At 56.2% G+C, this 24,501-nt stretch carries 25 protein-coding genes; 22 read left to right on the top strand and 3 right to left on the bottom strand.

What is annotated here, in order from left to right; translation table 11 throughout:
* The first annotated feature begins 21 nt into the window (after positions 1 to 21).
* From AB1S56_RS18150 to AB1S56_RS18105, 10 genes are read left to right on the top strand one after another with little or no spacing between them, the layout of a single operon-like run.
* Positions 22 to 1,149, top strand: coding sequence for an AAA family ATPase (locus AB1S56_RS18150; RefSeq protein ID WP_340868409.1), 1,128 nt, complete (start codon positions 22 to 24; stop codon positions 1,147 to 1,149).
* Positions 1,139 to 2,383, top strand: a complete 1,245-nt coding sequence (locus AB1S56_RS18145) for a CpaF family protein (protein WP_340868407.1) — start codon at positions 1,139 to 1,141, stop codon at positions 2,381 to 2,383. The genes AB1S56_RS18150 and AB1S56_RS18145 overlap by 11 nt, the downstream gene beginning before the upstream one ends.
* Complete coding sequence (locus tag AB1S56_RS18140; protein ID WP_340868405.1) at positions 2,380 to 3,207, top strand: type II secretion system F family protein; 828 nt, start codon at positions 2,380 to 2,382, stop codon at positions 3,205 to 3,207. Before AB1S56_RS18145 ends, AB1S56_RS18140 begins: the two co-directional genes overlap by 4 nt.
* Positions 3,208 to 3,235: 28 nt before the next feature.
* A complete protein-coding gene (locus tag AB1S56_RS18135; protein WP_340868403.1) occupies positions 3,236 to 4,111 on the top strand; it encodes a type II secretion system F family protein in 876 nt (291 codons plus the stop codon).
* A 31-nt stretch (positions 4,112 to 4,142) separates the two neighbouring features.
* Positions 4,143 to 4,328, top strand: coding sequence for a Flp1 family type IVb pilin (locus tag AB1S56_RS18130; protein ID WP_340868401.1), 186 nt, complete (start codon positions 4,143 to 4,145; stop codon positions 4,326 to 4,328).
* Positions 4,306 to 5,031, top strand: a complete 726-nt coding sequence (locus tag AB1S56_RS18125; protein ID WP_340868400.1) for a TadE family protein — start codon at positions 4,306 to 4,308, stop codon at positions 5,029 to 5,031. Before AB1S56_RS18130 ends, AB1S56_RS18125 begins: the two co-directional genes overlap by 23 nt.
* Before the next feature lie 17 nt (positions 5,032 to 5,048).
* Entirely contained in the window at positions 5,049 to 7,289 is a 2,241-nt protein-coding gene (locus AB1S56_RS18120) for a hypothetical protein (protein WP_340868399.1), read from the top strand.
* Positions 7,255 to 8,229 (top strand): AAA family ATPase, encoded by a 975-nt coding sequence (locus AB1S56_RS18115; protein WP_340868398.1) that lies wholly within the window; start codon positions 7,255 to 7,257, stop codon positions 8,227 to 8,229. Before AB1S56_RS18120 ends, AB1S56_RS18115 begins: the two co-directional genes overlap by 35 nt.
* A gap of 15 nt (positions 8,230 to 8,244) precedes the next feature.
* On the top strand, positions 8,245 to 8,751 hold the full coding sequence (locus AB1S56_RS18110; RefSeq protein WP_340868397.1) for a prepilin peptidase: 507 nt from the start codon (positions 8,245 to 8,247) through the stop codon (positions 8,749 to 8,751).
* 33 nt (positions 8,752 to 8,784) lie between these two features.
* Positions 8,785 to 10,278: a DUF6382 domain-containing protein gene (locus tag AB1S56_RS18105; protein WP_340868395.1), complete on the top strand. Its 1,494-nt coding sequence runs from the start codon at positions 8,785 to 8,787 to the stop codon at positions 10,276 to 10,278.
* Here AB1S56_RS18105 and AB1S56_RS18100 read toward each other — a convergent pair.
* From AB1S56_RS18100 to AB1S56_RS18090, 3 genes are all read right to left on the bottom strand, one after another.
* On the bottom strand, positions 10,275 to 11,186 hold the full coding sequence (locus AB1S56_RS18100; RefSeq protein ID WP_340868393.1) for a TIGR01777 family oxidoreductase: 912 nt from the start codon (positions 11,184 to 11,186) through the stop codon (positions 10,275 to 10,277). The genes AB1S56_RS18105 and AB1S56_RS18100 overlap by 4 nt on opposite strands.
* 25 nt (positions 11,187 to 11,211) lie before the next feature.
* Complete coding sequence (locus tag AB1S56_RS18095) at positions 11,212 to 11,718, bottom strand: hypothetical protein (protein ID WP_340868392.1); 507 nt, start codon at positions 11,716 to 11,718, stop codon at positions 11,212 to 11,214.
* A gap of 91 nt (positions 11,719 to 11,809) precedes the next feature.
* Positions 11,810 to 12,247: a DUF2621 domain-containing protein gene (locus tag AB1S56_RS18090; protein ID WP_340868391.1), complete on the bottom strand. Its 438-nt coding sequence runs from the start codon at positions 12,245 to 12,247 to the stop codon at positions 11,810 to 11,812.
* A 104-nt stretch (positions 12,248 to 12,351) separates the two neighbouring features.
* Between AB1S56_RS18090 and AB1S56_RS18085 the strand changes: the two genes are divergently transcribed.
* From AB1S56_RS18085 to AB1S56_RS18030, 12 genes are all read left to right on the top strand, one after another.
* Positions 12,352 to 13,482: a deoxyribonuclease IV gene (locus AB1S56_RS18085; protein ID WP_340868390.1), complete on the top strand. Its 1,131-nt coding sequence runs from the start codon at positions 12,352 to 12,354 to the stop codon at positions 13,480 to 13,482.
* Between the two features lie 62 nt (positions 13,483 to 13,544).
* Positions 13,545 to 14,447 carry a formyltetrahydrofolate deformylase gene (gene purU / locus AB1S56_RS18080; RefSeq protein ID WP_340868389.1) on the top strand — a complete coding sequence of 301 codons (903 nt, stop codon included), beginning with the start codon at positions 13,545 to 13,547 and terminating at the stop codon, positions 14,445 to 14,447.
* Between the two features lie 86 nt (positions 14,448 to 14,533).
* Positions 14,534 to 16,552 (top strand): transketolase, encoded by a 2,019-nt coding sequence (tkt, locus tag AB1S56_RS18075; protein WP_340868387.1) that lies wholly within the window; start codon positions 14,534 to 14,536, stop codon positions 16,550 to 16,552.
* A 50-nt stretch (positions 16,553 to 16,602) separates the two neighbouring features.
* On the top strand, positions 16,603 to 16,920 hold the full coding sequence (locus AB1S56_RS18070; RefSeq protein WP_340868386.1) for a pyrimidine/purine nucleoside phosphorylase: 318 nt from the start codon (positions 16,603 to 16,605) through the stop codon (positions 16,918 to 16,920).
* A 197-nt stretch (positions 16,921 to 17,117) separates the two neighbouring features.
* Entirely contained in the window at positions 17,118 to 17,642 is a 525-nt protein-coding gene (locus tag AB1S56_RS18065) for a DUF420 domain-containing protein (protein ID WP_340868384.1), read from the top strand.
* A gap of 155 nt (positions 17,643 to 17,797) precedes the next feature.
* The gene (locus tag AB1S56_RS18060) at positions 17,798 to 19,147 is read left to right on the top strand and encodes a glucose-6-phosphate isomerase (RefSeq protein ID WP_340868383.1); all 1,350 of its coding nucleotides are present in this window, start codon (positions 17,798 to 17,800) and stop codon (positions 19,145 to 19,147) included.
* A gap of 33 nt (positions 19,148 to 19,180) precedes the next feature.
* Entirely contained in the window at positions 19,181 to 19,819 is a 639-nt protein-coding gene (locus AB1S56_RS18055) for a YigZ family protein (RefSeq protein WP_340868382.1), read from the top strand.
* Between the two features lie 188 nt (positions 19,820 to 20,007).
* Positions 20,008 to 20,823 carry a sulfate ABC transporter permease subunit CysT gene (cysT, locus tag AB1S56_RS18050; RefSeq protein ID WP_340868380.1) on the top strand — a complete coding sequence of 272 codons (816 nt, stop codon included), beginning with the start codon at positions 20,008 to 20,010 and terminating at the stop codon, positions 20,821 to 20,823.
* Positions 20,824 to 20,825: 2 nt separating this feature from the next.
* On the top strand, positions 20,826 to 21,623 hold the full coding sequence (locus tag AB1S56_RS18045; RefSeq protein ID WP_340868528.1) for a sulfate ABC transporter permease subunit: 798 nt from the start codon (positions 20,826 to 20,828) through the stop codon (positions 21,621 to 21,623).
* A 1-nt stretch (position 21,624) separates the two neighbouring features.
* Positions 21,625 to 22,689, top strand: a complete 1,065-nt coding sequence (locus AB1S56_RS18040; protein ID WP_340868378.1) for an ABC transporter ATP-binding protein — start codon at positions 21,625 to 21,627, stop codon at positions 22,687 to 22,689.
* 28 nt (positions 22,690 to 22,717) lie between these two features.
* Positions 22,718 to 23,782 carry a sulfate ABC transporter substrate-binding protein gene (locus tag AB1S56_RS18035; RefSeq protein ID WP_340868376.1) on the top strand — a complete coding sequence of 355 codons (1,065 nt, stop codon included), beginning with the start codon at positions 22,718 to 22,720 and terminating at the stop codon, positions 23,780 to 23,782.
* Positions 23,783 to 24,010: 228 nt separating this feature from the next.
* Positions 24,011 to 24,487, top strand: coding sequence for a transcriptional repressor (locus tag AB1S56_RS18030; RefSeq protein WP_340868374.1), 477 nt, complete (start codon positions 24,011 to 24,013; stop codon positions 24,485 to 24,487).
* Positions 24,488 to 24,501 lie beyond the last annotated feature (14 nt).

Genomic DNA, 24,501 nt, shown 5'->3' with positions numbered 1-24,501 from the left:
TGGGGTCTGAAGAGGCTTCAATTGGCAATCGTAGCGAAAGAGAAGGAGTATACGAGGAGATTGGCGGATTATATTCGCGGCAGCTCCTTCGGGGAGCAGTGGCAGGTCTCGGCATTTACGCATCCAGGCGCGTGCAAGCAGTATGCCAAGCAGGGCTATTCGATTGATCTAATCGCGGCGGAGCCGGAGCTGTTGAGGGAGCTAAGGCCAGAGCTATGCGCTATTCCGTCGGTAGCGCTGGTGGCCAAGTCCGGTGAGAGCGGCGGTGAGGCTGAGGTGCTTCAGTTCCAGGCGCTTCCTTTGCTTCTGAAGGGGCTTGCGGAAGGGTACAGCGCCATGATCGGCCGCTCGGTTCATTATTCCCCTTCGCAGCAGGACCGGGGCGACACAAAGGTGCTGACCATTCATTCGGCCTCAGGTGGCGTCGGCAAAACGACGCTGGCTCTACATCTGGCGAATGCGGCTGCTGCCAGAGGCCGAAAGGTGTTTTATTTGAATATGGAACGCTGGGACACATCCGGATTATGGCTGCACGGGCAATCAGCGAGCGTTGACGCAGGCTCAGGCTTGTCGGAGCTGCTCTATGAGATCAAGACGGGATCGTCGGAGAGCTCCCAGTGGATCGCGAAGCATCGCAAATATCATCCCTTGCTCAAATGCGATTATATGTCAGGCTTCCGCAATGTGGAGGATCGTATATTGCTGGAAGCGGAGGATGCCCTCGCTATCGTAGAGGCGGTTGGGGCCAGTGCTGGTTATGACATCATCATTGTGGATATGGATGCCGGCATGGACGATATGCAGGCTTCGCTGCTTGGTCGCGCGGACCGCAACCTGTGGCTGATCGCGGATAGCCTCCCGTCCGCCGCCAAGCAGTCTTGTATGCAGCAGTACGGAGGGCAGAAGTGGGGAGAACGCTTCGCCTCTATCGCTGCAAAATCGCTTATTGTACTTAATCGCTCGCAAGGCATTCGAGCAAGAGGCCACAATAGCTTTGACGTAACACAATCGCCCATTCAACTGCCCGAGGTCACGGAGTGGCGAGGAGTGGAGCTGCCTCCCCTGCTGTCCTCTTCCTCTTATCGAGCGGCGGCGGATCAGCTGCTGTCTTATGCCATGAGAGAGAAGGAAATTGTCCATGCTGTCTGAGGAGCTGGTGTACGAGCTTCGAAGCAAGATTCGCTCAGGCATTGACTTTGGAGGCGCGCTGTCGGATGAAGAGCTGATGGAGAAAACGGAGCGAGTGGTGTTCCAGTGGTGCCAAGCCCATCCCGTTACTGTGTCTGACAAGGTGAAGCTGGTGAAGCGCCTATTCTACTCCTTCCGTGGATTGGACATTCTGCAGCCTCTCATGGAGGATCCCGATATTAGCGAGATTATGATCAACAGCCATACGGAGCTGTTTATCGAGCGGCATGGCGTCATGACGCGATACCCTGCGGCATTCGAGAGCAGAGAGAAGCTGGAGGATCTCATTCAGTCGATTGTCGCGAGTGTGAACCGGGTCGTGAACGAATCGACTCCCATAGTGGATGCCAGGCTGAAGGATGGCTCCCGGGTTCATGTAGTGCTTCCTCCCGTTGCGCTGAAGGGCCCATGCATGACCATCCGTAAATTTCCGGGCGAGCCAATGACAATGGAAGAGCTGATCCGACGGCATGCCGTATCTCCTGAGGCTGTGCAATTCCTGGGCGAGCTGGTGGAGGCCAAATACAATATTTTTATTAGCGGGGGGACAGGGACAGGCAAGACAACATTCTTGAACGCGTTGTCCAGATACATCCCCTCGGACGAACGAATTGTCACGATAGAGGATTCAGCTGAGCTGCGGATTGAAGGCGTGTCCAACCTGGTAGCTATGGAGACAAGAAACGCCAACACGGAAGGCAAGGGCGAAATGACGATTCGCGATCTTATCCGCGCTTCTCTCCGCATGCGGCCCAATCGCATTATTGTAGGCGAGGTGCGCGGCGCCGAAGCGCTCGACATGCTCCAAGCGCTGAACACCGGGCATGACGGCTCGCTGTCTACGGGACACGCAAACAGCTGCCTGGATATGGTCAGTCGCCTGGAGACGATGGTGCTGAGCGGGGCGGAGCTGCCGCTGCAGGTGATCCGGAAGCAAATCAGCTCGGCCATCGACATTATGATTCATCTGGCCAGATTCCGCGATGGTACACGCAAGGTCTTCGAAATATCGGAGGTGCTGGGCGTGGAGGACGGCGAGGTCAAGCTGTCTCCGTTATTCCTCTATCAAGAGGAAGGAGAGCGGAATGGACGAGTCATGGGGATGCTGAGAAAAACGGACGTTGTCCTGCGAAGTACGGAAAAGCTGGGGCTGGCCGGGAAGGCGGCTGGCACACCCGAGGGGGGCAGCTTATGAGCATGTCTGGCGGTTTATGGCGGAGAGCTATCGTCTGGTGCGGCTGGGAGGGGGTGCTGGACTCGCGGGGCGCTGGCGCAGGCCTGACGCGTTATACGGAATATACCCTTAATAAGAAGGAGCTGTTGTTCGCTGTAGCAATGGCTTCGGGAGCCGTGTACTTGGGCTTCTATTTATTCTATCATTCCGTTTCATTGTCGCTGGCGGCATCCATTCTTGGACTTGCTGCCCCCAGATGGAGACGCCAAGCGCTGCTGGAGCGCCGAAGAAGCAGGCTGAAGCTGCAGTTCAAGGAAGCGTTGTATTCTCTTGCCTCATCACTTGCAGCAGGTCGCTCCATGGAGAACGCGTTCCGCGGCGCGTTGGACGATATGAAGCTTCTGTATGCGGACTCCGGCGCGGATATGCTGAAGGAATTCCAAATTATTTGCCATCGGCTTGATAATTTCGACCCGCTTGAGCTGGCGCTTCGAGATCTGGACGATCGCACACGCATAGAAGAGATGGGTCAATTCGTGGATGCGCTGACGACCTGCAAGCGGTCGGGCGGGGATCTTCTGGAGGTCATGAAGCGGACGACAACCATTATCGGAGACAAGCTGACGGTCGAAGCGGAAGTGAAGGTGCTGCTTGCCCAGAAGCGGTTAGAGGCTCGCATCATGATGGGCGTTCCGTTCGTATTTCTCGGCTTTCTCGGCTTTGCGGCGCCTGACTATATGGCACCGCTATATAACGGCTTGGGGTATGCGCTTCTGACATTGCTGTTCATCCTGCTCATGGGATGCTTCTGGCTGATGGACCGAATTATGCGCATCCGCATGTAAGCCGTGAAATGACGAGAGGAGAGGAGCTATGATCAGCTTTATCGTCGCCATGGGATTAACCGCAGGCTGGGGCTGTCTCATTGGCGGATCTGGCGTTCGCAGGCTGCTGCCGGAGCTAATGAAGAATCGGAAGGCCAGCCCAGTCTCGTGGAGAGTCCACATGATGGAGGCGCCATTCCTGAAGGCAGTCGAATATGCGGCGCAATGGGAGACGGCCGGCTTGCTGCTGAACGGCTATCATACAAGGCTAGTGATTCTTCGCGGCGCAAGCTGGACGATGGATCGCACGAAGCTAGAAGCGGCAGCCGGTGTCGGCATGGGCTACCTTGCCATGGTGTGCTGTGCATGGCTGGCGGCCATGAGCGGCGAAGAGGCCCTGCTAGCGGCAGGCGCGCTGGCCTCCGTCGGCCTGGCGCTCCGCGGTTATGCGGACGCGGGCAAGGCGGTGAAGGAACGGAAGCATGCCATAATGGTTGCCTTGCCTGATCGGATGAGCAAGCTGATGCTTCTTGTCGGTGCCGGCGAGACGGTTCAGGGGGCCTTCCTTCGTTGTCTGGAGGGCAAAGAAAGCTCCCAGCATCCGCTTGATCGTGAGTGGAGAGCGGCGGTTGCGGGTATTCGGAATGGCCAGCCGTTCAATGAGGCGCTGGAGCGGTTCAATCGCAGCTGTGCGGTGCAGGAGGCGTCTCTATTCACGACTGTCATGCTGCTTAATTATCGCAAGGGCGGCGAGCAGTTTGTATTGTCCGTGCGAGAGCTGTCGTATTCCTTATGGGAGAAGCGTAAGGAAGCAGCCCGCCTTAAAGGAGAGGAGGCATCGTCGAAGCTTGTGTTTCCTCTTGTTGGCATTCTGTTTATATTAATGATTCTGGTAGCGGCACCGGCCGTTCTGATGTTGTCTTAACTATAATTTTAGAGTAGGGAGAGGGCTGCAGATGAACAAAATGATGAATCACGTTAAACGTTTTATGCGGAAGGAGGATGGGATCGGCACGCTTGAGGTTATTCTTATCGTTGCCGTTGTCATCATTATTGCCCTGTTGTTCAAGGATTGGATCGTAGCTCTGGTGCAGGACGCGCTGGACAAGGCGGATAACGATGCAAGGAAAATATTTGAATAGCCTTCAAAGCTGGCGCGAGGACCAGAGAGGCAGCTTTACGCTTGAGGCGGTGACGGTGTTCCCCGTGCTGCTCGCGATGGTGCTCGCTTTTCTGTTCCTCGGCATGTATTTGTATCAGCAGACCATCGTGCTTTATGCCGCCTCGGTCACTGCCGAGAGGGCCGCGTTCAGCTGGGACAACAGCAACAGAGAGCCGGAGACCGGCATGCTGCTGAGCCCCAGCTATGACAGCCTGTACCGTAATCTGGGATCGGATGGCGCTTTGGCTAGCGTATTCGGTCTCCGAGCGGACAGCGCGAACCATAGCGTCGAATGGCCGGCAGAAGGCGGAGATGGCACAGCTTCGGCTGAACGAGGGCAAGGGGGTGGACCAGCCGGGAAGCTGCTGGCGGCTTCTGAATGGATGGCTGTTGCCCAGCTGCCTTACAGGGGCACGGTCTCCTATAAGAGCGGCGGCTTGCGCCGATCCGTTGAAGTGAAGCTGCGCCATCCGCTGTCGCTATCGTCTTGGGAGAAGGGCTGGACCAGGGGAGAGGCGGCCGCTGCTGGCCAAGGGATCGTAGTTGATCCCGTTGAGTTTGTTCGTAGCGTGGACCTGGCCCGCTATTATTGGAGGAAATTTGCGGATTACCCCAATGGCAGAACAACCGCAAGAAGCAGAGCGGGCGAGGTGCTGTCGTCCTATGGACAGGCAACGCCGTAAATGGAGGGAGCGAGGGCATGATGATTCAAGCGCCGAAATGGCTATTCAAGGAGGATGGAGCGGTAACAATTGCGGCAGTGCTCATTTTGTCCTCACTGCTGTTGTTTTTCGCCGTTCTGATCGATTATGCCCGAATCGCTGCCTTCCAGCTGATGTCGGAGAATGCGGCGCGCTCAGGCGTGCGCTCCGTATTGTCCGCTTATGACTCCTGGCTGTTTGAGCGATATGGCTTATTCGGGCGAGGCGGAACCGATGGCGGCCTAATCTTCAGGGAGGTACTGGAGGCGGGGCTTGGCACCAGGCCGCTGGGCCCGGACGATGGCTTCGGCATTGTCGCTTCGACGCTTGAATCCTCCAAGCTTCTGACGGCGTCGACGCTTGGAGAGCATGACGTGTTCGCCAGGCAGGTGCTGGAGGACATGAAGTACAAGGCGCCTGTTGATTTCACGCTGGAATTGATCGCCAAGCTTGCGCCAATGGCAACAACGCTGCAGCAAAGCTCCAACGCCATTCAAACGCTGGAGCAGCTTCGCAGGCTGTATGAGCGGAGAGAGGATTTGCTGGAGAAGGCGGTTCGACTGCAGGAGGCCGCGGCTCAATTGGTGAGCGACAGCGAAGCGCTTGCTTTGATTCCTGCTGGACGATCGGGGCTTGTTGGTGGTGGGGGCGGGGGCTTCACATCGGCTTCGCTTGCTGAGGCTTACGGTGCTTATGTTGGACAAGTCGAGCTCGACGCCGCTGCAGGGGAAGGCGAGGAGACCCTGTACAGCGATTCCATTGCGGCTTACGAGCAAGAAGTGGCAGCGTTGACCATGGAGCTTCGAAGCAGCAGCAGCCGATTGAAGCTGAAGCATGCGGAGCTGTTGACGGACGCCGCAGGCAAGGTGGAGGAGGCGGAACGGATCAACGGCCAGATGCAGCGCCTGATCGCCGCCTCAGACTCGGCTGCTGGAGCGGGATACAGCCATGTCGCGAATCAGAAGGTACCGGGCGCAGCCGACAATCCGGTGCAGGGGGATTTGGAGAGGCAGCTGGAGGAAATAAGGAGCAGCAGCGATAAGCTGCTGCGGACAGGCGAATGGTTCGCCGCGTACAGAGCGGAGCTGCTCCAGCAAGGTACCCGCAGCTCCTCTCTGACAAGCGAAATGGATCAACTGCTGGGGCGATGGTCCGGCGCAATGTCGAAGCCGTTGAACCCCATCGCTCAGGCCTCTCTGCTTCTATCTGTCGCAGAAATCGGCTCGGCGCTTCAGGCCTACGAGGCCCTGTATTCGCAGCCGGGCCAGGTGCTGAAGGAGCGAAGGGCAAGCGTGCTGGATGCTTCGCTGCAAGCGAAGCTGGACGAGCAGAAGCTGCAGGCTGACTCCAAGTGGAGGGAAGCGAGCCGGATGCTTCATGGCTTGGCGGGGGTGCCGGTCCGGCCAGATTACCAGGAAATATTCAATAGCGTGCGCGAGCGCTACGACCAGAATCTATTGTTTAATCAGCAGGGGGCTTCCGAGACTGCTGCATACAAGCTGGAGCAACCTGCGGATGCGGGAGCGGCGGCCGAGGCGTCAGCAGCGAGGATGGACGGCTTGTTTGCCGGCCTGTCCGACATGCTGGCTCATGGACGAGACAGCTTTTATTTCGGAGAATACGCGGCTCATCGCTTTTCTTATTTTGAACCGCAGCAGCTCCGCGCATTGCTCGTCAATGGCGACCCGGATGGCGTTATGGCGGCTGCCTCTTTCCATAATCAGGAGATGGAGTATGTGCTGTATGGCTTTCACGATCCCGTCGGCAACCTGATTGCTGCTTATGCGGAGCTGTTCACCGTGAGACTGGCGATCCGCACGATGGAGGGGCTTCTGGAATGCAGGGCGCTGGGCCATCCGCTTCTCGTCTTGTCAGGAGCCCTGATATATGGGCTTGAGCGGACAATGGAGGATATGCTCGCATTCGCGGAGAAGGGGTCGGCGCCCCTCTCAAAATATGTGAAGGTTGAGCTGGCCTATCTGGATTATTTGCGGCTATTTATGATGATGCATGGGGGCGAGAGGGAGCGGAGACTGGGTCGAATGATTGCTGTAATTGAACAAAATACCGATCTGTTGCTGTCCGCCGTCCCGGCAAGCGTCACCGGGGAAGCAAGGGTCTCCATGCAGCTATGGTTCCTGCCGGGAGTGATGAGCATGCTGGGACGATTGGATTTGCTTCAGGGAAAGGTAGTCGGCAGCCGATATGAAACGACGCAAACTGTGGGCTGGTCCTATTAGAGGAAAGGCATTATTGGGCGGCTGGGCGGAGGATCGCCGCGGCTCCATTGTGTTGGAGGCAGCGCTCGTGATGCCGTTTCTCTTGTTTCTGCTGGCCGCCTTTGCCATGCTGATCTCGTTGTGCGGGGCTCAGATGGCGCTCCATACGGCGGCCTCGCACAGCGTCCGCCAGCTCGCGGCTCATATGTACCCCGCAGAGCTTGCACATCAGCAGCTGCATGGAGCGGCGAGCAGCGCGGCGGCTTTGCCCGTTCCGCTGCCCGAATGGAGCGAGGTTGCCGCCGATGCCGCGGAGTGGCTTCCCGACCCTGCCGGGGAGCTTGTCTCTTCTGCCCTTCGCGGAGATTGGCGGCCGCTTCAGAATATGGCGGCGACCGAGCTGGGGGGAGGCGTTATTGAGCCCTATGTGCGCCAATACGCCAACGCATACCTATTGAAGCCTGAGCGCATTCGGCTGGGATACATCGCATTGCCTGATCTTGCTAATAAGGAAGAGGCTTATATTGCCATCACGCTGGAATACGAATACCCCTTCCGTTTGCCGTTTCTGGAGGAGCCGATCGTGCTGCGTGAGCAAGCGATGGAGCGGGTATGGGTGAGCGACGCGGCGCCGGCCGCATACAGCGGGGAATCCGAAGGGGAAGCTCTGCCGCTGCAGATCGTATCCATTTCGCCAAATCCGCTTAGACCGGGCCAGAAGGCGACTGTCATCGTGAAGACGGAGCCCGGGGCCAGCGTCTCGCTCGGCGTTACCTACAAGAGCGGGGCCAGCAAAGCGAAGCATCTTGGTTTGGCGGCAGCTGACGGAGATGGGTATGTACAGTGGACGTGGCATGTTTCGGGCAATACGACGCCCGGCATATGGGAGCTGACGGTCCAGGGGCATGGACGCGAGGGCAGTGTGTCCAAGCATTTTGCCGTGGAGAAAAAATCGAATTGAAGGCGAGGAATTGGGATGGTTGCTGTAACAGCCTCGGCCGTGCTCATTATGCTTTCATTTGTGTCAGACGTCAGCAGGGGTATCATTCCCAATTGGCTGACGGGCTGCGCATTTGTAACGGGACTGCTGTATCAGGGGCTCTTTGCAGGCGAGGATGCGGCGAGCTGGCTAGGATCGATTGGAGGAGCGGCGGCGGGCTTTGTACCGTTGCTTCTGCTGTACGTGCTGGGAGGCATCGGCGCCGGCGACGTGAAGCTGTTCGGCGGCCTGGGCGCATGGCTGGGAGCGGCGGCGGTTCTGCAGCTGCTGGCCTATGCGATTCTGTATGCGGGGGCAATAGGCGTCGTCCTGCTGCTGCTTCGGCGATCGTTTGCCCTCAAGCTATTCCTTGGCTTGCGCTTCGCATTCATTCGGGAAGGCGATTCTCTGAAGCGGCGCTGGTTCAGCTGGGCGGAATCCGGTACGAGCTTTCCGTTTATGCTGGCCGTCGCGCCCGCAGCCTTGACCTTATGGCTTATGTAGCCATTCATTTAATGTTTGGGAGGAGAAGGGATTATGGGGCAGCTTCGCATCGACTTCGCGATGAATCGCGGGCATGAGATGATGATCGACAAAGAAGGAGGCATAGCCAGGAGCGAGCTGGATGAGCTGGAGCTGCAAATATTGCGGGCGCAGCAAGTCCCGTACTTGCTGCCGATGGACTGGTACGAGGTGGACGGTAAGGTCTCGTTCCGATATTCGTTGGCCGGCATGAAGATGCTTGCCCACAGGCTGCAGCAGGAGCCTCTTACGATGGAGCAGTATTATGGCCTCCTTCTGGCAGTGACGGACGCCATTCTGGAGTGCAAGGATTATATGCTGAGACCGGAGACCTGCCTGCTTAACGAGCAGTTTCTCTTTATCGGAGATCGGCTCACCGACATTCGAATGGCATACATGCCTCTGAAGCAGCCTTGGAGTCATGACCAGTCCTTGCCCGACAGCCTGCTGTCACTGGCGGTGCGTTGGACGACGTATATCGAGACGATTGACGGAGTCGGGTTGAAGCGGCTACTTCAGCGGCTGAGTCACAGCCGTTCGCCTCTAGCAGATTTGCGGGAGACGTTGTTGGAGCTTATAGCGGGCGCCTGCCCCGCCGTGTTGCCTCAAGAGGAGGCTCATCGCGAAGCCGATGGGGACGTTGTCCAATCCGGCATAAGGGGCTCCCGCCTTGATGCGCTGTCCATGGTAAGCGTCACAGCGGAAGACGTATATGACGGGCATGAAGCGGAGCCGAGCGTGCCAAGCGACAAGCGCCGTTTGTCGGGACGATGGGGCATGATAGCCGCCGGGGCTTTGGTCGTCGCTTGCGTATGGCGTTTCCTGTACGTCTCGGATCCAAGCCAAACCAACTTGTTGCTCAGCGCAGCTCTTACCCTGCTTGTTGCAGCCGGGCTGCTCATGCTTAGTCGGCGGTCGTCAGCCCTCTTTCTGGACAATAAAAGTATAATGGCGGCCCATGAGGATGATATGGAGCTATATTCAGGGCCGCTTCCCGCAGCCAAGAAGGCTTGGAGGGCGGAATATGGCGGCGAGCGATCATTGTCATCGTTCATAACGCCGGGTACAACCACCTCGATGGGAAATTATGCGCTGTCCCCGCCGGCTGGAGCTGGAGGGGAACGTTCGAGACATGCGGCCGAAACCGCTGTATTGGAAGCGAAGGAGCAGGCCGGGGAAGCATCCACGATTTTATTAAGTGAAGCACGGTGGCTCTCGAGAATGTGGAATGGCCAGGAGGAGAAGATAACGCTGGACGCGGAGGTGTTCAAAATCGGACGCTCCGGCGACGGCGTCAGCTATTCGGATCCTGCCGAAGGCATATCCAGGCTGCACCTGGAGATTGAGCAAATCGGCGACGAGCATCACGCCAAGGATCTTGGCTCCCGAAACGGCAGCCTGCTCAACGGCAAATTAATGGTCCCTTACAAAGCCTACAAGCTGGAGCTCGGGGACCGAATCCATCTTGCGGGCGATAAGGGACCATTGTATGAGCTAAGAGCTGGCTAAAGGGAGCGGCCGGCCAGCTGGCTCAGAGCGGCTTCCAGCTTGGGGTAGCGATATTTGTAGCCGAGCTCCAGCGCCCGCTTCGGCCAAGCGCGCTGCCCCTCCAGCACCAGGGACGACATCTCGCCCAATGCGAGCCGCAGGAGAGGAGCGGGCACGGGGAACCAGTGCGGGCGCCCGAAGGCCCGGCCCACCGCTCTGCCGAAGGCATCGTTTGTCACTGGCTCGGGTGCGGATGCGTTCAGCACTCCACGAACGTTATGATGATCCAGACTGAACAGAATAAGGCCGACCATATCGTCGATATGAATCCAGGACAGCCCCTGCTTGCCAGAGCCGACCCGGCCGCCTCCGAAGAGCCGATAGGGCAGCAGCATAAGCGGGAACGCACCGCCCTTCCGGTCCAGCACCAGCCCGACACGAAGCTTAACGAGACGTTCGACCGGGATCTTGTCCGCTGCGGACTCCCACTCTCGAACGACCCTCGACAGGAAGTCGCTCTGTACCGTTCTGCTGTCCTCGTCGAACAACTCTGTCTCCGAATGGCCGTAAGCGGATATGCCTGACGCGTTGACGACGACGGGGGGCTTGCTCTTCAGCGCGGCAACCAAGGAAGCCATTCGCTCCGCCGCCGTCACTCTGGACTCCAGAATGCGGCGCTTGGCGGCGTCTGTCCATCGCTGGTTAATGCTTTCGCCGGCTAGATTCACAATGCCGTCGAAGCCTTCCAGAAGGCTTGGCTCTCGTTCCAGCTGATCCCAGGTGACCGAGCTCCGCTTGGCATGCTGCCTGGTCCCATCGGCCCCCGCAGCGCGCCGCGAAATGATCCATACCTCATCTCCTCTGGCCAGAAGCGCCTCCGTTAACGCTCCCCCGATAAACCCACTTCCACCGGCAATGGCAATCCTCATGGCCTATACGCTCCTTCAACTCAAGTTATTGAATCGCTTCAACCTTGACGAGCCATAGCTGCTTCAGCTTGTCTTCGCCTTCTATAATTTTTTCGGTATATTGGAATGTCACAGGCGAATCGGCTGGCAAAGCTTCAATGGCCGCCGTCATGTCCCCCGGGAATTGATAAGCGGCCGCAATTCCGTTAATGGTAATCTCAATAGAATGGGAGTCGATTTGACCCGTGTATACGCCTTCCGCGCTGATGGGCTCGCTGACATTAACAGCTGCGTCCTCATCTGCGGATGTATCCGTCTCCGGCTCTGGCGAAGCGACGCTGTCATTCTCAGCGACAGGCGCCGCTGGATCAATGACGCCGCTCTCCTCGGGCAGCTGATTGCCAGACTCCGCAACAGGCGCCGAGCTGCCTGGGTTTTCCTCGTCGCCGATTGGCCCGGCGTTCCCTCCGCAAGCGGACGTTGTCATCATAATGGCCAGGAGCAAGGCTCCGGCGGCAGCGGCTTTGCGGTTATGCTTGATATGTTTTTTCATAGATGATGCACCTCCTGTAGTGTAAAACGGAATCCGCAGCGGCCAGGTTGCAAAAAAAAACGCAGACAGAGCTGCCATAGGACAGCTCTGTCTATTTGTTCAGCAGATGCTGATAGGGAGCGTAATCGATTCCCTTCTTATCCAGGAAGGTTACCAGGCTGCGGTAATCCCGTTTGGGCGTGGCCCGAATGTAGCCTTCGATGCAATGCTCTCTCGTGACCGTAGTCGCGCCATATTCAATGGCAACCTGCCCGATCTTGGCTGCTATGGAATGCTTGGCGATATCCCTGAATGCGGTCGGGACCGGGGATACCAGCTCGTCCAGAAATGCCTTGGCCTCCTCGCCCCACATGCTGCGGCTGCGCTCAACCCAATAGTTCTGCCAGTCGAGCTTGGACTTGCCGTCTCTCATGGGGAGCACCTTCAGAAACTTCCGGAACATAAAGAAGCCGCCGATCGACATGGCCACCACCATTACGATGGCCCAGAATACGATAAAATACATAAACCAATTCGGCGCTGAGCTCATAACTGTCTGTCACCTCACTAGATGAATTATACCGTATTCCTAGATTTATTTCGACATTCCTTGTAAAATAAGGTTTGATCAACCGAAAGGGGCGTAATATGAGGATGTTGAAAATAGGTTCCCATGTATCATTTTCGGACAAGGGTCTTCAGACGGCCGCTCAGGAAGCTATTTCCTACGGCTCCAGCACGTTTATGATTTACACCGGCGCGCCGCAGAATACGCGTCGCAAGCCGATCGAAACCTTATATATTGAAGAAGGCAAAGCGCTGATGGAGCAGGCCGGCATCGGCGAAATTGTTGTGCACGCCCCCTATATTATTAACCTGGGCTCCTACAAGCCGGACACATTCGAGCTGGCAGTTAGCTTCCTGCAGGAGGAGATTCGCCGGACCGACTACATAGGCGTCCGCAATATCGTGCTGCATCCAGGCGCCTATACCGATAAGGACGCGGAGTTCGGCATCGCGCGGATCGCGGAAGGCTTGAACGAGGTGCTGGCAGGCACCAGCGGCACGAATGTCAGCATCGCGCTGGAGACGATGGCCGGCAAAGGCACGGAGATCGGACGCAGCTTCGAGGAAATTGCGGCCATTATCGACAAGGTGCAGCATAACGAGCGGCTGACGGTTTGTATGGATACGTGCCATATGCATGACTCCGGCTATGATCTGATCCACGATCTGGATGGTGTGCTGGAGCAGTTCGACCGCATCGTTGGCCTGAGCCGTGTTGCCGTCGTGCATATTAACGACACCAAGAATCCGCGCGGTGCGGGCAAGGACCGCCATGCTCCAATCGGAGCGGGCTGGCTGGGACAAGCCGCGATTTCGAGAATCGTGAACCACGAGGCGCTCCAGGGCCGCCCGTTTATTCTCGAGACGCCGTGGATCGGCAAGGAGGACAAGACGCAAAGGCCGATGTACGAGGTGGAAATTGCGCTGCTGCGCGGCGATGTGAGGGGCCGATTCGGCGAGAGCTTCCTGGAGGATGTAGACCGTCTTCAGTCCTACTTCGCCAAACAAGGCGTGGACCCGCGCGGCTTTGTCATTGACACCTGGACGCTGCTGAAGAACGACGCCAAAGCCAAAAAGGCGGACCCTCGCGAGCCGATGGAGCGCTTGTACGATCAGATTATCGCTGACAGCGTGTTATCGGCAGAGCTGACGGAGGAGCAGGTGAATCAGCGTCTGACGGCGTGGTTCGCCGGCAAGGAATTGTTCGCGCAAGTGTAGTGTAAGCCGGGAACGGCTCCGCGCGAGAGGACTATATTTTACGGAAAAGGAAGAGAACTCTCATGTCATCCCAATCGAATCAATCCCATCAGGCAGGCGAAGCAGCGGGCAAGAGCGGCCGCGCGCGCATTCTGATCTCCTGCCCTGACCGCTCCGGCATTGTAGCGGCGGTGTCGCATTTCCTGTACGAGCATGGCGCTAATATTGTGCAATCCGATCAATATACGATGAATCCGGAAGGCGGCATGTTCTTCATTCGCTTCGAATTTGTCCTGAATGATCTGGACAAGGAGCTTCCCGTCATCGTTGAAGACTTCTCCAGGGTATCGGACCGCTTCGAGATGAAGTGGCATATCTTCCGCGCGAGCCGCAAGAAGCGTCTTGCCATCTTCGTGTCGAAGGAGGACCATTGCCTGCTGGAGCTGCTATGGCAGTGGCAGGCCGGCGATCTGGATGCCGATATTGCTATGGTTGTCAGCAATCACAATGACATGCGCCAGCTCGTGGAGTCGTTCGGCATTCCGTACCACCACATTCCGGTGACAGCAGACACGAAGGCCGAGGCGGAGCGCAAGCAGCTTGAGCTGGTGTCCGACAAGGCGGACCTGATCGTGCTGGCACGCTACATGCAGATTATTTCGCCGAAGTTCATCGAGCAGTTCCCGAACCGTATTATCAATATCCACCATTCGTTCCTTCCGGCATTCGTCGGCGGCAAGCCGTACGCCCAGGCTTATAATCGCGGGGTCAAAATTATCGGCGCGACGGCTCACTATGTCACGGAAGAGCTGGACGGCGGTCCCATCATCGAGCAGGACGTTCAGCGCGTCAGCCACCGGGACGATGTGGACGATCTGAAGCGCATCGGCCGGACAATCGAGCGCGTCGTGCTGGCGAGAGCGGTTAAGTGGCATATTGAAGACCGCGTCCTGGTGCATCAGAACAAGACGGTTGTGTTCAATTAAGGCCGAATGATACAATAATCGCAGCTATTTCATCGCTTTACCGAGTCATAGTATGACCAATACAGAAGATTGCAGGAGGAGAAGAAATGACTGTACCGCAAAAAACGATTGACCAGCTCTCCATAGACACAATTCGCACGCTTGCGATCGACGCGATCGAGAAGGCGAAGTCCGGCCATCCCGGCATGCCGATGGGCGCGGCGCCAATGGGCTATCAGCTGTTCGCCAAAAGCATGAAGCATAATCCGGCCAATCCGGAATGGATTAACCGCGACCGCTTTGTGCTGTCCGCCGGCCATGGCTCCATGCTGCTGTACAGCTTGCTGCATCTGTCCGGCTACGATCTGCCGATCGAGGAGCTGCAGAACTTCCGTCAGTGGGGCTCCCTCACACCGGGCCATCCGGAGTTCGGACATACGGCTGGCGTTGACGCGACAACGGGCCCGCTTGGCCAAGGCGTAGCGATGGCAGTAGGCATGGCGATGGCTGAAGCGCATCTGGCGGCTGTCTACAACAAGGAAGGGTTCGACATTATGAACCACTTTACATACTCCATCTGCGGCGACGGCGACTTGATGGAGGGCATCTCCCATGAAGCGGCTTCGCTGGCTGGTCATCTGGGCCTTGGCAAGCTGGTTGTGCTGTACGATTCCAATGATATTTCCCTTGACGGCGAGCTGAGCCTCTCCTACTCGGAGTCGGTGCAAAGCCGCTTCGAAGGCTATGGCTGGCAGGTGCTGCGCGTAGAGGACGGCAACGATCTGGACGCGTTGTCCCAAGCCATCAGCGAAGCGCAGGCGGAGCTGGCTAAGCCGACATTGATCGAGGTGAAGACGGTCATCGGCTACGGCAGCCCCAACAAAGGCGGCAAGGGCGGCCATGCCGGTCCGCACGGATCGCCGCTGGGCGCTGAGGAGACCAAGCTGACGAAGCAGTTCTACGGCTGGTCCGAGGAGCATCAATTCCATGTCCCGGACGAGGTTCGCGCGCATTTCGCGGAAGTGAAAAGCCATGGCGAAAGCGTCAACGCGGAGTGGAACTCGCTCTTCGCAGCATACAAGGAGGCTCATCCCGAGCTGGCGAAGCAATTCGAGCTGGCGATCGCCGGCGAATTGCCTGAGGGCTGGGATTCGGAGCTTCCGACATATACAACGGAAGACAAGCCGTTGTCTACGCGCGTCGCTTCCGGCAACGCTCTGAACGGACTGGCGAAGAAGATGCCTAACCTGGCTGGCGGATCCGCGGATCTGGAGAGCTCCACCATGACGCATTTGAAGGGCATTGCCCAGTTCAAGCCAGGCAGCTATGACGGCCGCAACATTTATTTCGGCGTACGCGAATTCGGTATGGCCGCTGCGATGAACGGCATCAGCCTGCATGGAGGCATCAAGGTGTTCGGCGGCACGTTCTTCGTGTTCACGGACTACCTGCGTCCGGCGATTCGTCTTGCGGCTCTGATGGGGCAGCCGGTTGTCTACGTGCTGACACATGACAGCATCGCCGTAGGTGAGGACGGTCCGACTCACGAGCCGATCGAGCAGCTGGCTTCGATTCGCATCATTCCAGGACTGACCGTTATCCGCCCGGCAGACGGCAACGAGACGTCAGCGGCATGGGCCTATGCGGCGGAGAACAAAGCCAACCCCGTTGCGCTTGTGCTGACCCGCCAGAACCTGCCGATTCTTGAAGGCACCGTAACAGGGGCTCGCGAGAACATCAGCAAAGGTGCTTATGTGTTGTCCGATGCAGCTAACGGCAAGCCGCAGGCGCAAATTATCGCAACAGGCTCCGAGGTGCAGCTGGCGGTAGCGGCGCAGAGGGCGCTTGCTGAGGAGGGCATCCACGTTCGCGTTATCAGCATGCCAAGCATGGATTTGTTCGAGAAGCAGTCCAAAGCGTACAAGCAATCCGTTATACTCCCTGACGTGAAGGCGCGCTTGGCGATTGAGATGGCTCATCCCTTCGGATGGGAGCGTTACACGGGAGATCATGGCGACATTCTGGCCATTGATCGCTTCGGCGCGTCCGCTCCAGGCGACCGCGTAATCAAGGAGTATGGCTTCACAGTCGAGAATGTCGTCAGCAAAGTGAAAGCTCTGCTGTAATTGCGGCATCTGGATCCTATCTAACACCTAACAAAGGAGCGTTACCCCCAATGTCGCAATTTGAAAATGTAACAATCGTCAAGAAAGCCAACGTCTACTTCGACGGAAAAGTCACCAGCCGCGCGGTGCTGTTCGCCGACGGAACCAAAAAAACGCTTGGCATTATGCTGCCGGGCGATTATGAGTTCGGTACAGACTGCCTTGAAATTATGGAAATCCTGGGCGGCGACCTGAAGGTGCTGCTTCCTGGCGAAACGGAATGGCTTCATATCAAGGGCGAAGGCGAGTTCAAGGTTCCAGCTAACACGAAGTTCAAGCTTCAGGTAGCGGAAGTGACGGACTACTGCTGCTCGTACATTTACGAATAAGCAAGTGCAAGAGAAGGGTCGTATCGCTTCGGCGATGCGGCCCTTCTCGCATGTCAGTGAGCCGTACTCTGCAAAAAGTCGTTTTTTTGTGACATTCGCCATGCGGCGCGCATTGAATTAACGGAGAGAAATCGGATACAGTAGGTTTAGGCCGTGCGAAGCTCGCAGGTCATTCCAAGCTCCAGGAGGTTCTCCAATTGAAGGAAAAAAACTATACGCCAATCGTCGCCGTTCTGACGGTTGTGATTGTGGCGCTCGTCGCGATTTTGTTTTTTCTGCCGGCGTATAACGGCGAGGTCGGCTTCGATGTGCTGCTGCTTCCTCTGCTTAACGCGATATTCAACAGCTTCACCTTTGTCTCTCTGCTGATCGCCCTTATTGCCATTATGAAAAAAAATGTGCGAATGCATCGCGCGTTTATTCTGATGGCGTTTGTGACAACGACCCTGTTCCTGGTGTCCTACGTCACGTACCATTATTTGACGGAATCGACGCCGTATGGCGGGGAAGGCCTCCTCAAGGGCATCTATCTGTTTGTGCTGCTGACCCATATTGTGCTTGCGATTGTCGTCGTGCCGCTGGCGCTGATGTCGCTTGCGAGAGGGCTTGCGAATCAGGTCGACAAGCACAGAAGGATCGCTCGCTGGACCATGCCGATCTGGCTGTACGTCAGCTTGACGGGCGTTATCGTGTACCTGATGATTTCGCCTTATTATTCGTGATTAGCCAATGGTTTTGTCGATTGCAAAGCGTCAAGGGTATAGACCGGGTCTATGTCCTGAAGCGCAATTTCCTATAGCCGGATTGCTTGTGTTCGCCCATTAAATCCGATATTCTTTTAAATAAAATAGTAGGTATATGAAGGAGAGACGAAACCATGAGCAAAACGGTACATTTCGACTACAGCAAAGCGCTGACATTCCTCGGCCAACACGAAATCGACAATCTGTCCGAGCAAGTGAAGGCAGCGCATGGCCAATTACATAACGGCACGGGCGCAGGCTCCGATTACCTGGGCTGGATCGACCTGCCAACGAATTATGACAAGGAAGAATTTGCGCGCATCAAGCAGGCGGCAGAGAAGATCAAATCCGATTCCGAGGTGCTGATTGTCATTGGCATCGGCGGCTCCTACCTGGGCGCTCGCGCGGCAATCGAGATGCTGTCGAACTCGTTCTATAACATTCAGTCCAAGGAGCAGCGCAAGACGCCTCAGGTGCTGTTCGCGGGCAACAATATCAGCTCCACTTATGTAACGCACCTGCTTCAGCTGCTGGAGGGAAGAGATTGGTCGATCAACGTAATCTCCAAGTCCGGCACGACGACGGAGCCGGCCATCGCATTCCGCGTATTCCGTGCGGAGCTGGAGAAGAAATACGGCAAGGAAGAGGCTCGCAAACGGATTTACGCGACGACTGACCAAGCGAAGGGCGCACTGAAGAAGCTGTCCAACGAGGAAGGCTACGAATCCTTTGTCATTCCGGATGACGTAGGCGGACGTTATTCCGTGCTGACGGCTGTCGGCTTGCTGCCAATCGCTGTTGCGGGTATCGACATCGACGCTATGATGCAAGGCGCTGCCGACGCTTCCCAGGAATACGCGAATCCGAATCTTGCGGAGAATGAAGCTTATCAATACGCCGCTGCCCGCAACGCGCTGTACCGCAAAGGGAAGGTAACGGAAATTCTCGTGAACTACGAGCCTAACCTGCACTTTGTATCGGAGTGGTGGAAGCAGCTGTTCGGCGAAAGCGAAGGCAAAGACTACAAGGGCATTTATCCCGCTTCGGTCGACTTCTCGACGGACCTGCACTCCATGGGCCAATTCATTCAGGAGGGTAACCGCAACATCTTCGAAACCGTCATTCAGGTGAAGGAAGTGGCGGAGCACATTACTATCGGCCATGACGAGGACAATCTGGACGGCCTGAATTTCTTGACTGGCAAGACAATGGACTTCGTGAACAAAAAGGCGTTCGAGGGCACGCTTCTGGCTCATACGGACGGCCAAGTGCCGAACCTGATCGTCAACATTACAGACATGACGCCTTACACATTCGGCTACCTCGTCTACTTCTTCGAGAAGGCTTGCGGAATCAGCGGCTACCTGCTTGGCGTGAATCCGTTCGACCAGCCGGGCGTCGAGGCTTACAAAAAAAATATGTTCGCCCTGCTTGGCAAGCCAGGCTTTGAGAAAGAGAAGGCGGAGCTGGAAGCGCGTCTGTAGTCGGCGATTCGCTAATAGAAGCCTTCACACGTCATGTTAAACTTGAATAGATATAGGACGGTTAGAGCAGAAGCGGGTCAAGAAATCGTCATTCGAAAATCTCGTTTCATCGGCTATGCCAAGCCCGTTGCATCGGAGGAGGAGGCCATCGCCTTTATCGATGAGATTAAGCGGCTGCACAGAACGGCGACGCATAATTGCTCAGCTTACGTCATCGGCGAGCGTGATCAGTTCCAGAAGGCCTCTGACGACGGAGAACCCAGCGGCACGGCCGGCAAGCCGATTCTTGAGGTGATCAAGAACAAGGGCCTCAAGAATGTTGCCGTCGTGGTCACACGCTATTTCGGAGGCATTATGCTTGGCGCTGGAGGGCTGGTCCGGGCTTATACGGACGGCGCTGTTGCCGGCATCGAAGCAGCCGGAGAGATCGAGATGGTGCTCCATCGCGAGGTAAGCGTGACGGTTGATTATACGTGGTACGGCAAGCTGGAGAATGAGTGGCGCGGGCGCGGCACAAGACTCGGCGGCACGGCCTTTACGGATTACGTAACGGTGCTCTGTCTGCCGGAGGAGCGGGAACAGGAAGCGTTCGTCGCCTGGATGACGGACGTGACGCAGGGACAAGCGCAGATTGCCATAGGCGAACCGCGCTTCTATATAGAAGGCGAATAGGGAGAAGGGCCGAGTGCATACTCGGCTCTTCCTCTGTTTTCAGCCTCAAATGATTTTGTTATTTAACCATTGACTTCCTTCAGGGGAGGATGCTACATTATTAATACCCAGTAAGTTAATAGGAATTATGAAGTTAAATGAGATGCAACACCTGCGGCATGAGCCGAGGATCTGGAGGTTAAGTCACTGTGAATGCATGGTTTCGGGGGAAGAGCTGGAGCTTCGGTTTTCGTACGACGATTATGCTCTATTTTATTTGTTTAATTGTACTGCCGATATTAGGCATTTATACGCAGTCATTCTCCCTGGGCTGGACCCCGTTCTGGGGAAGTGTAACGGATCCGCTCGCTTGGAAGGCCGTACTGCTGACGCTGAAGCTGGCCGCAATTGCTACCGTTCTGAATATATTGCTTGGGACGATGATCGGATGGGTGCTTATACGCTACAGGTTTCCCGGCCGAAGCTTTCTGAACAGCTTGGTTGATCTGCCCTTCGCGCTGCCGACTGCAGTAGGCGGCCTTCTGATCCTGTTGCTGCTTGGCCCTAACAGCCTGGTAGGGTCCCTGGCGCAATCGGCTGGCATCGAGATCGTATTCCATGAGCCGGCTATTGTTGTCGCTATGCTGTTCGTCACGTTCCCGTTCGTCATTCGGGCGATACAGCCGCTTCTGGAGGAGCTGGACAAATCGGAGGAGGAGGCTGCTTATACCTTAGGGGCATCCAAGGCAAAAACCTTCTTGGTCGTCATCTTCCCGACGATGCTTCCCGGCATTCTAAGCGGAGCGATGCTCGCATTCTCCCGAGGGCTTGCTGAGTTTGGAGCGGTCGTGCTCGTTGCGGGCAACATTCCAGGCAAGACGCTGGTGGCGTCGGTTTTTATTTTCGGAGAAATTGAAAGCAACAACCCGCAAGGAGCAGCGGCCGTCTCTGTTATGCTGCTGACGTTGTCCTTCCTGATCCTGTGGATCGTCAACCTCCTGCAAGCGAGGAGGACTGGCGCCTAATGATGAGAAAATTATGGATTACATTGACGTATATCGTATTTGGCCTGCTGCTGATTGCGCCGCTGATCAAAATTTTTACCGGAGCGTGGAAGGAGGGCATTCAAGGCTTCTCCGATGCGCTCCTGCGTCCAGAATCGCTGCATGCGCTTATGATGACGGGCATTATCGTTATTGTTGTCACGTTGATTAATACGGTGTTCGGGGTCATGCTGGCCCTTTATCTGGTGCGGGCCCAATGGCTCGGACCGAAGCTGAAGCGGCTGCTGAACAGTGTCGTCGATCTGCCGTTTGCCGTTTCCCCGGTTATCGGCGGTTTGATGATTGTATTGATTCTGGGACCGAACACCGTCATTGGCGCTTTGTTCGAGGATGCAGGGATCAAGATTGTGTATGCGCTGCCTGGCATGATTCTGGCCACGCTGTTCGTGACATTCCCCATTATGGTGCGGGAGGTCATGCCGGTGCTGCAGGAAATCGGGGCCCAGCAGGAGGAGGCGGCATCCACTTTGGGCGCGTACTCCTGGTATACCTTCTGGAAGGTCACATGGCCATCCATCCGGTGGGGCGTTATATACGGCGTCGTGCTTACCGTAGCGCGTTCGCTTGGAGAGTTTGGTGCGGTTCTTGTCGTATCGGGCAATATTATGAACAAGACGCAGACGGCTACTACGCTCGTCTATCAGGACGTTGAGAACTTCAACGTCGTTGCCGCGAACGGCATCGCGCTTGTTCTGGCGGCATTCTCCGTAGGCCTGCTATTGCTGATGGAGTGGGCGAAGAAACGAAAGGAAGTGCATTAGGATGCATATCGAGGTCCGCAACTTAAACAAAAGCTTTGGCGACTTTCACGCCGTCAAGGATGTCAGCTTCGATATAGAGAAGGGGAAGCTCATCGGTCTGCTTGGTCCCAGCGGCGGCGGCAAGACATCCATTCTGCGCATGCTGGCGGGTCTTGAGGTGCCAACCTCCGGCGATATCGTGTTTCATGGGAAACGAGTCAACGATCTGCCTCCCCAAGAACGGGGCATCGGCTTCGTATTCCAGAACTATGCGCTGTTCAAGCATATGACGGTATTCGATAATGTGGCGTTCGGCTTAAAGGTGAAGAAGCAGTCGAAGGAGCAAATTCGCGAGCGGGTGATGTACCTGATCGAATTGACCGGGCTCAAAGGCTTCGAGCACCGTTATCCGCATCAGCTCTCAGGCGGGCAGCGTCAGCGTGTGGCGTTTGCGCGGGCACTGGCGCCGGAGCCTCAGCTTCTGCTGCTCGACGAGCCGTTCGCGGCGATTGACGCAAAGATTCGTACGGAGCTTCGCACCTGGCTGAAGGAAATGATTGAGCGAGTGGGCATTACGTCCATCTTCGTCACTCATGATCAGGATGAAGCGATTGAGGTAGCGGACGAGATTATGATTATTAGCAAAGGACGGCTTGAGCAGAAGGGCAGTCCATGGGACATCTACAAAAATCCGGAGACGCCTTTTGTCGCCAGCTTTATTGGCGAATCCTCCTTTATTGATAATATTTCGTCGCTTAAGGGCTTCGAAAGCGCGTCCGTTCATCCCGGCACCAAGGCGCTTATTCGGCCTGAATATATCGAGCTCGGCAAGCCGGGCGAGATTAAGCTGGCGTCTGCAACAATGCCTGCGACCGTCAAGCATGTCCACTTCCGCGGCAGCGAATGGATGGTGGAGCTGTTGGTCGGCGATACCAAGCTGATCACCTACCGCTCGCTCGAAAAGGATGTTCTTCAGCCTGGTGAAGCCGTCAGTGTACTGCTGCACAGGGCGTATTTGTTCAACGACACGGATAGCTGGATTATGGAGAATCCGCTGAAGGTCGATCCTATGCCGATTCATATTTAACGGATCAATAAGCAGAAAGAGTGTTGTTATGATACGATCTATTCCAGCCATAGCCCAACGTACGATGCTCCTCGCGCTTGCCGTTCTGCTTCTGATCAGCGCGACGGGCTGCAGCGACAAGGAAGCCGTAGACGGCGATCAATCCGTACCGGAAGGGGATGTAACGCTTGTCATTGGCGCTTACTCCGTTGTGAAAGACGCTTTCGGCGAGCTGCTGCCCCAGTTCCAGCAATATTGGCTGGAGAAGACGGGCCAGCGCGTCACCTTCCAGGAGTCCTATGAGGCGTCAGGCACACAGGCCAGAGCGATTGCGGGAGGCTTCGAGGCAGATGTCGCCGTGCTTGCGATGGAGGGCGATCTCGATAAGATCGCGGATGCCGGCTTTATTACGCATGACTGGCGCGAGAAGGGCGAGAGAGGCATGATCACTCGTTCGATCGTTGTGCTGGGAACCCGTTCGGGCAATCCCCTTGGGATCCGGGATTGGGACGATCTGACGCGCGAGGGCGTCAAGGTGCTGTATCCCAACCCCAAAACCTCCGGAGGCGCGCAATGGGATATTAATGCGATCTATGGAGCCGGATTGAAGCGGTCTGAAGAGGAGACAGGCGAGAAATCGCATGCATTCGCGAAGTCGTTCCTTCAAGCTGTTCATGCGAATGTGGAGTCTCTCGACAAGAGCGGCAGAGCATCTATGGCGGCCTTCGAATACGGAGTTGGCGATGTCATCGTCACCTACGAAAACGAGCTGCTCGCTCGTATCAAGAAGGGCGTGGATTATGACATCATTGTGCCGAAGCATACGATATTGATTGAGAACCCGGCGGCGGTGGTAGACAAAAATGTGGATCGTCATGGCACGCGCGAGGTGGCCGAGGCGTTTATCGATTATTTGCACCATTCCGACGCCCAGTTATTATTCACCAAGCACGGCTTCCGCGCCGTGGACGCTGATGTGGCAGCCGAGACAAGTGGTTCCTTCGCGCAGCCGGAGGGACTGTTCGATATCGCTTATCTGGGCGGCTGGCCTGAGGTGCGCAAATATTTGTACAGCAAGAAGGGCGTCTGGTATCAGGTGCTCGCAGGTTTATAAGATAAGGAAAAAGAAGCGGATTCGCGGGTTGCTTTTTTGCGAAAGCTTCTTTTTTTTTGCAGAAAAGAGGGAATTCGGGCCGGAAGGCGAATTGTATGAAAGCGGATTACGGTGTTGCATTATGAGTCCAAATCGACTACCATTGGATTAGAATTATTCTAAATTATGAACTAAGCATTCGTAAACCCCACATAGAGCCAGCATCCATGGACACGGAGGTGCCTGAATATGAACGTATCAACGGAAATTGATAAAATCAAACGCAGCTTGATGGAGAACGGATATAAGCTGACCACGCAGCGGGAAATTATCGTGCGGGTGCTGCTGGAGAATGAAAAGGATCACCTGAGCGCCGAGGACGTATATATGCTCGTGAAGGAGAAATTTCCTGAGATCGGACTGGCTACGGTATATCGAACGCTGGAGCTGCTGGCGGAGCTGCAGATTGTAGCCAAGATGAATTTCGGCGACGGGGTAGCCCGTTTCGACCTTCGCGGCGAGGATCATGAGCACATGCATCATCACCTGATCTGCCAGAAATGCGGAGCGCTTGAGGAGATCAAGGAAGATTGGCTGACGGAGCTGGAGGAGCGTCTGGAGAAGGAGTTTGGCTTCAGGGTGCTGGACCACAGACTGGATTTTATCGGGAACTATAAGGAATGTGATAATGGAGTATGCAAAAGAACTGGCAAAGCGGTATCCTGACTTGTCATCGCTGA

Source organism: Paenibacillus sp. PL2-23, assembly GCF_040834005.1.
GTDB lineage: Bacteria > Bacillota > Bacilli > Paenibacillales > Paenibacillaceae > Pristimantibacillus.
Note: the sequence above shows the minus strand (reverse complement) of the source record. Positions and strands in the feature narration are given on the sequence as shown.

Excerpts from the sequence above, each read along its gene's own strand:
- AB1S56_RS18120 (WP_340868399.1), top strand. The coding sequence starts at position 5,049 with ATGATGATTCAAGCGCCGAAATGGCTATTCAAGGAGGATGGAGCGGTA.
- AB1S56_RS18045 (WP_340868528.1), top strand. The coding sequence starts at position 20,826 with ATGAGAAAATTATGGATTACATTGACGTATATCGTATTTGGCCTGCTG.
- AB1S56_RS18105 (WP_340868395.1), top strand. The coding sequence starts at position 8,785 with ATGGGGCAGCTTCGCATCGACTTCGCGATGAATCGCGGGCATGAGATG.
- AB1S56_RS18035 (WP_340868376.1), top strand. The coding sequence starts at position 22,718 with ATGATACGATCTATTCCAGCCATAGCCCAACGTACGATGCTCCTCGCG.
- AB1S56_RS18090 (WP_340868391.1), bottom strand. The coding sequence starts at position 12,247 with ATGAGCTCAGCGCCGAATTGGTTTATGTATTTTATCGTATTCTGGGCC.
- AB1S56_RS18070 (WP_340868386.1), top strand. The coding sequence starts at position 16,603 with ATGTCGCAATTTGAAAATGTAACAATCGTCAAGAAAGCCAACGTCTAC.
- AB1S56_RS18085 (WP_340868390.1), top strand. The coding sequence starts at position 12,352 with ATGTTGAAAATAGGTTCCCATGTATCATTTTCGGACAAGGGTCTTCAG.
- AB1S56_RS18135 (WP_340868403.1), top strand. The coding sequence starts at position 3,236 with ATGATCAGCTTTATCGTCGCCATGGGATTAACCGCAGGCTGGGGCTGT.
- tkt (WP_340868387.1), top strand. The coding sequence starts at position 14,534 with ATGACTGTACCGCAAAAAACGATTGACCAGCTCTCCATAGACACAATT.
- AB1S56_RS18145 (WP_340868407.1), top strand. The coding sequence starts at position 1,139 with ATGCTGTCTGAGGAGCTGGTGTACGAGCTTCGAAGCAAGATTCGCTCA.
- AB1S56_RS18040 (WP_340868378.1), top strand. The coding sequence starts at position 21,625 with ATGCATATCGAGGTCCGCAACTTAAACAAAAGCTTTGGCGACTTTCAC.
- AB1S56_RS18030 (WP_340868374.1), top strand. The coding sequence starts at position 24,011 with ATGAACGTATCAACGGAAATTGATAAAATCAAACGCAGCTTGATGGAG.
- AB1S56_RS18115 (WP_340868398.1), top strand. The coding sequence starts at position 7,255 with ATGAAACGACGCAAACTGTGGGCTGGTCCTATTAGAGGAAAGGCATTA.
- AB1S56_RS18095 (WP_340868392.1), bottom strand. The coding sequence starts at position 11,718 with ATGAAAAAACATATCAAGCATAACCGCAAAGCCGCTGCCGCCGGAGCC.
- AB1S56_RS18060 (WP_340868383.1), top strand. The coding sequence starts at position 17,798 with ATGAGCAAAACGGTACATTTCGACTACAGCAAAGCGCTGACATTCCTC.
- AB1S56_RS18140 (WP_340868405.1), top strand. The coding sequence starts at position 2,380 with ATGAGCATGTCTGGCGGTTTATGGCGGAGAGCTATCGTCTGGTGCGGC.
- AB1S56_RS18110 (WP_340868397.1), top strand. The coding sequence starts at position 8,245 with ATGGTTGCTGTAACAGCCTCGGCCGTGCTCATTATGCTTTCATTTGTG.
- purU (WP_340868389.1), top strand. The coding sequence starts at position 13,545 with ATGTCATCCCAATCGAATCAATCCCATCAGGCAGGCGAAGCAGCGGGC.
- AB1S56_RS18130 (WP_340868401.1), top strand. The coding sequence starts at position 4,143 with ATGAACAAAATGATGAATCACGTTAAACGTTTTATGCGGAAGGAGGAT.
- AB1S56_RS18100 (WP_340868393.1), bottom strand. The coding sequence starts at position 11,186 with ATGAGGATTGCCATTGCCGGTGGAAGTGGGTTTATCGGGGGAGCGTTA.
- AB1S56_RS18055 (WP_340868382.1), top strand. The coding sequence starts at position 19,181 with ATGTTAAACTTGAATAGATATAGGACGGTTAGAGCAGAAGCGGGTCAA.
- AB1S56_RS18125 (WP_340868400.1), top strand. The coding sequence starts at position 4,306 with ATGCAAGGAAAATATTTGAATAGCCTTCAAAGCTGGCGCGAGGACCAG.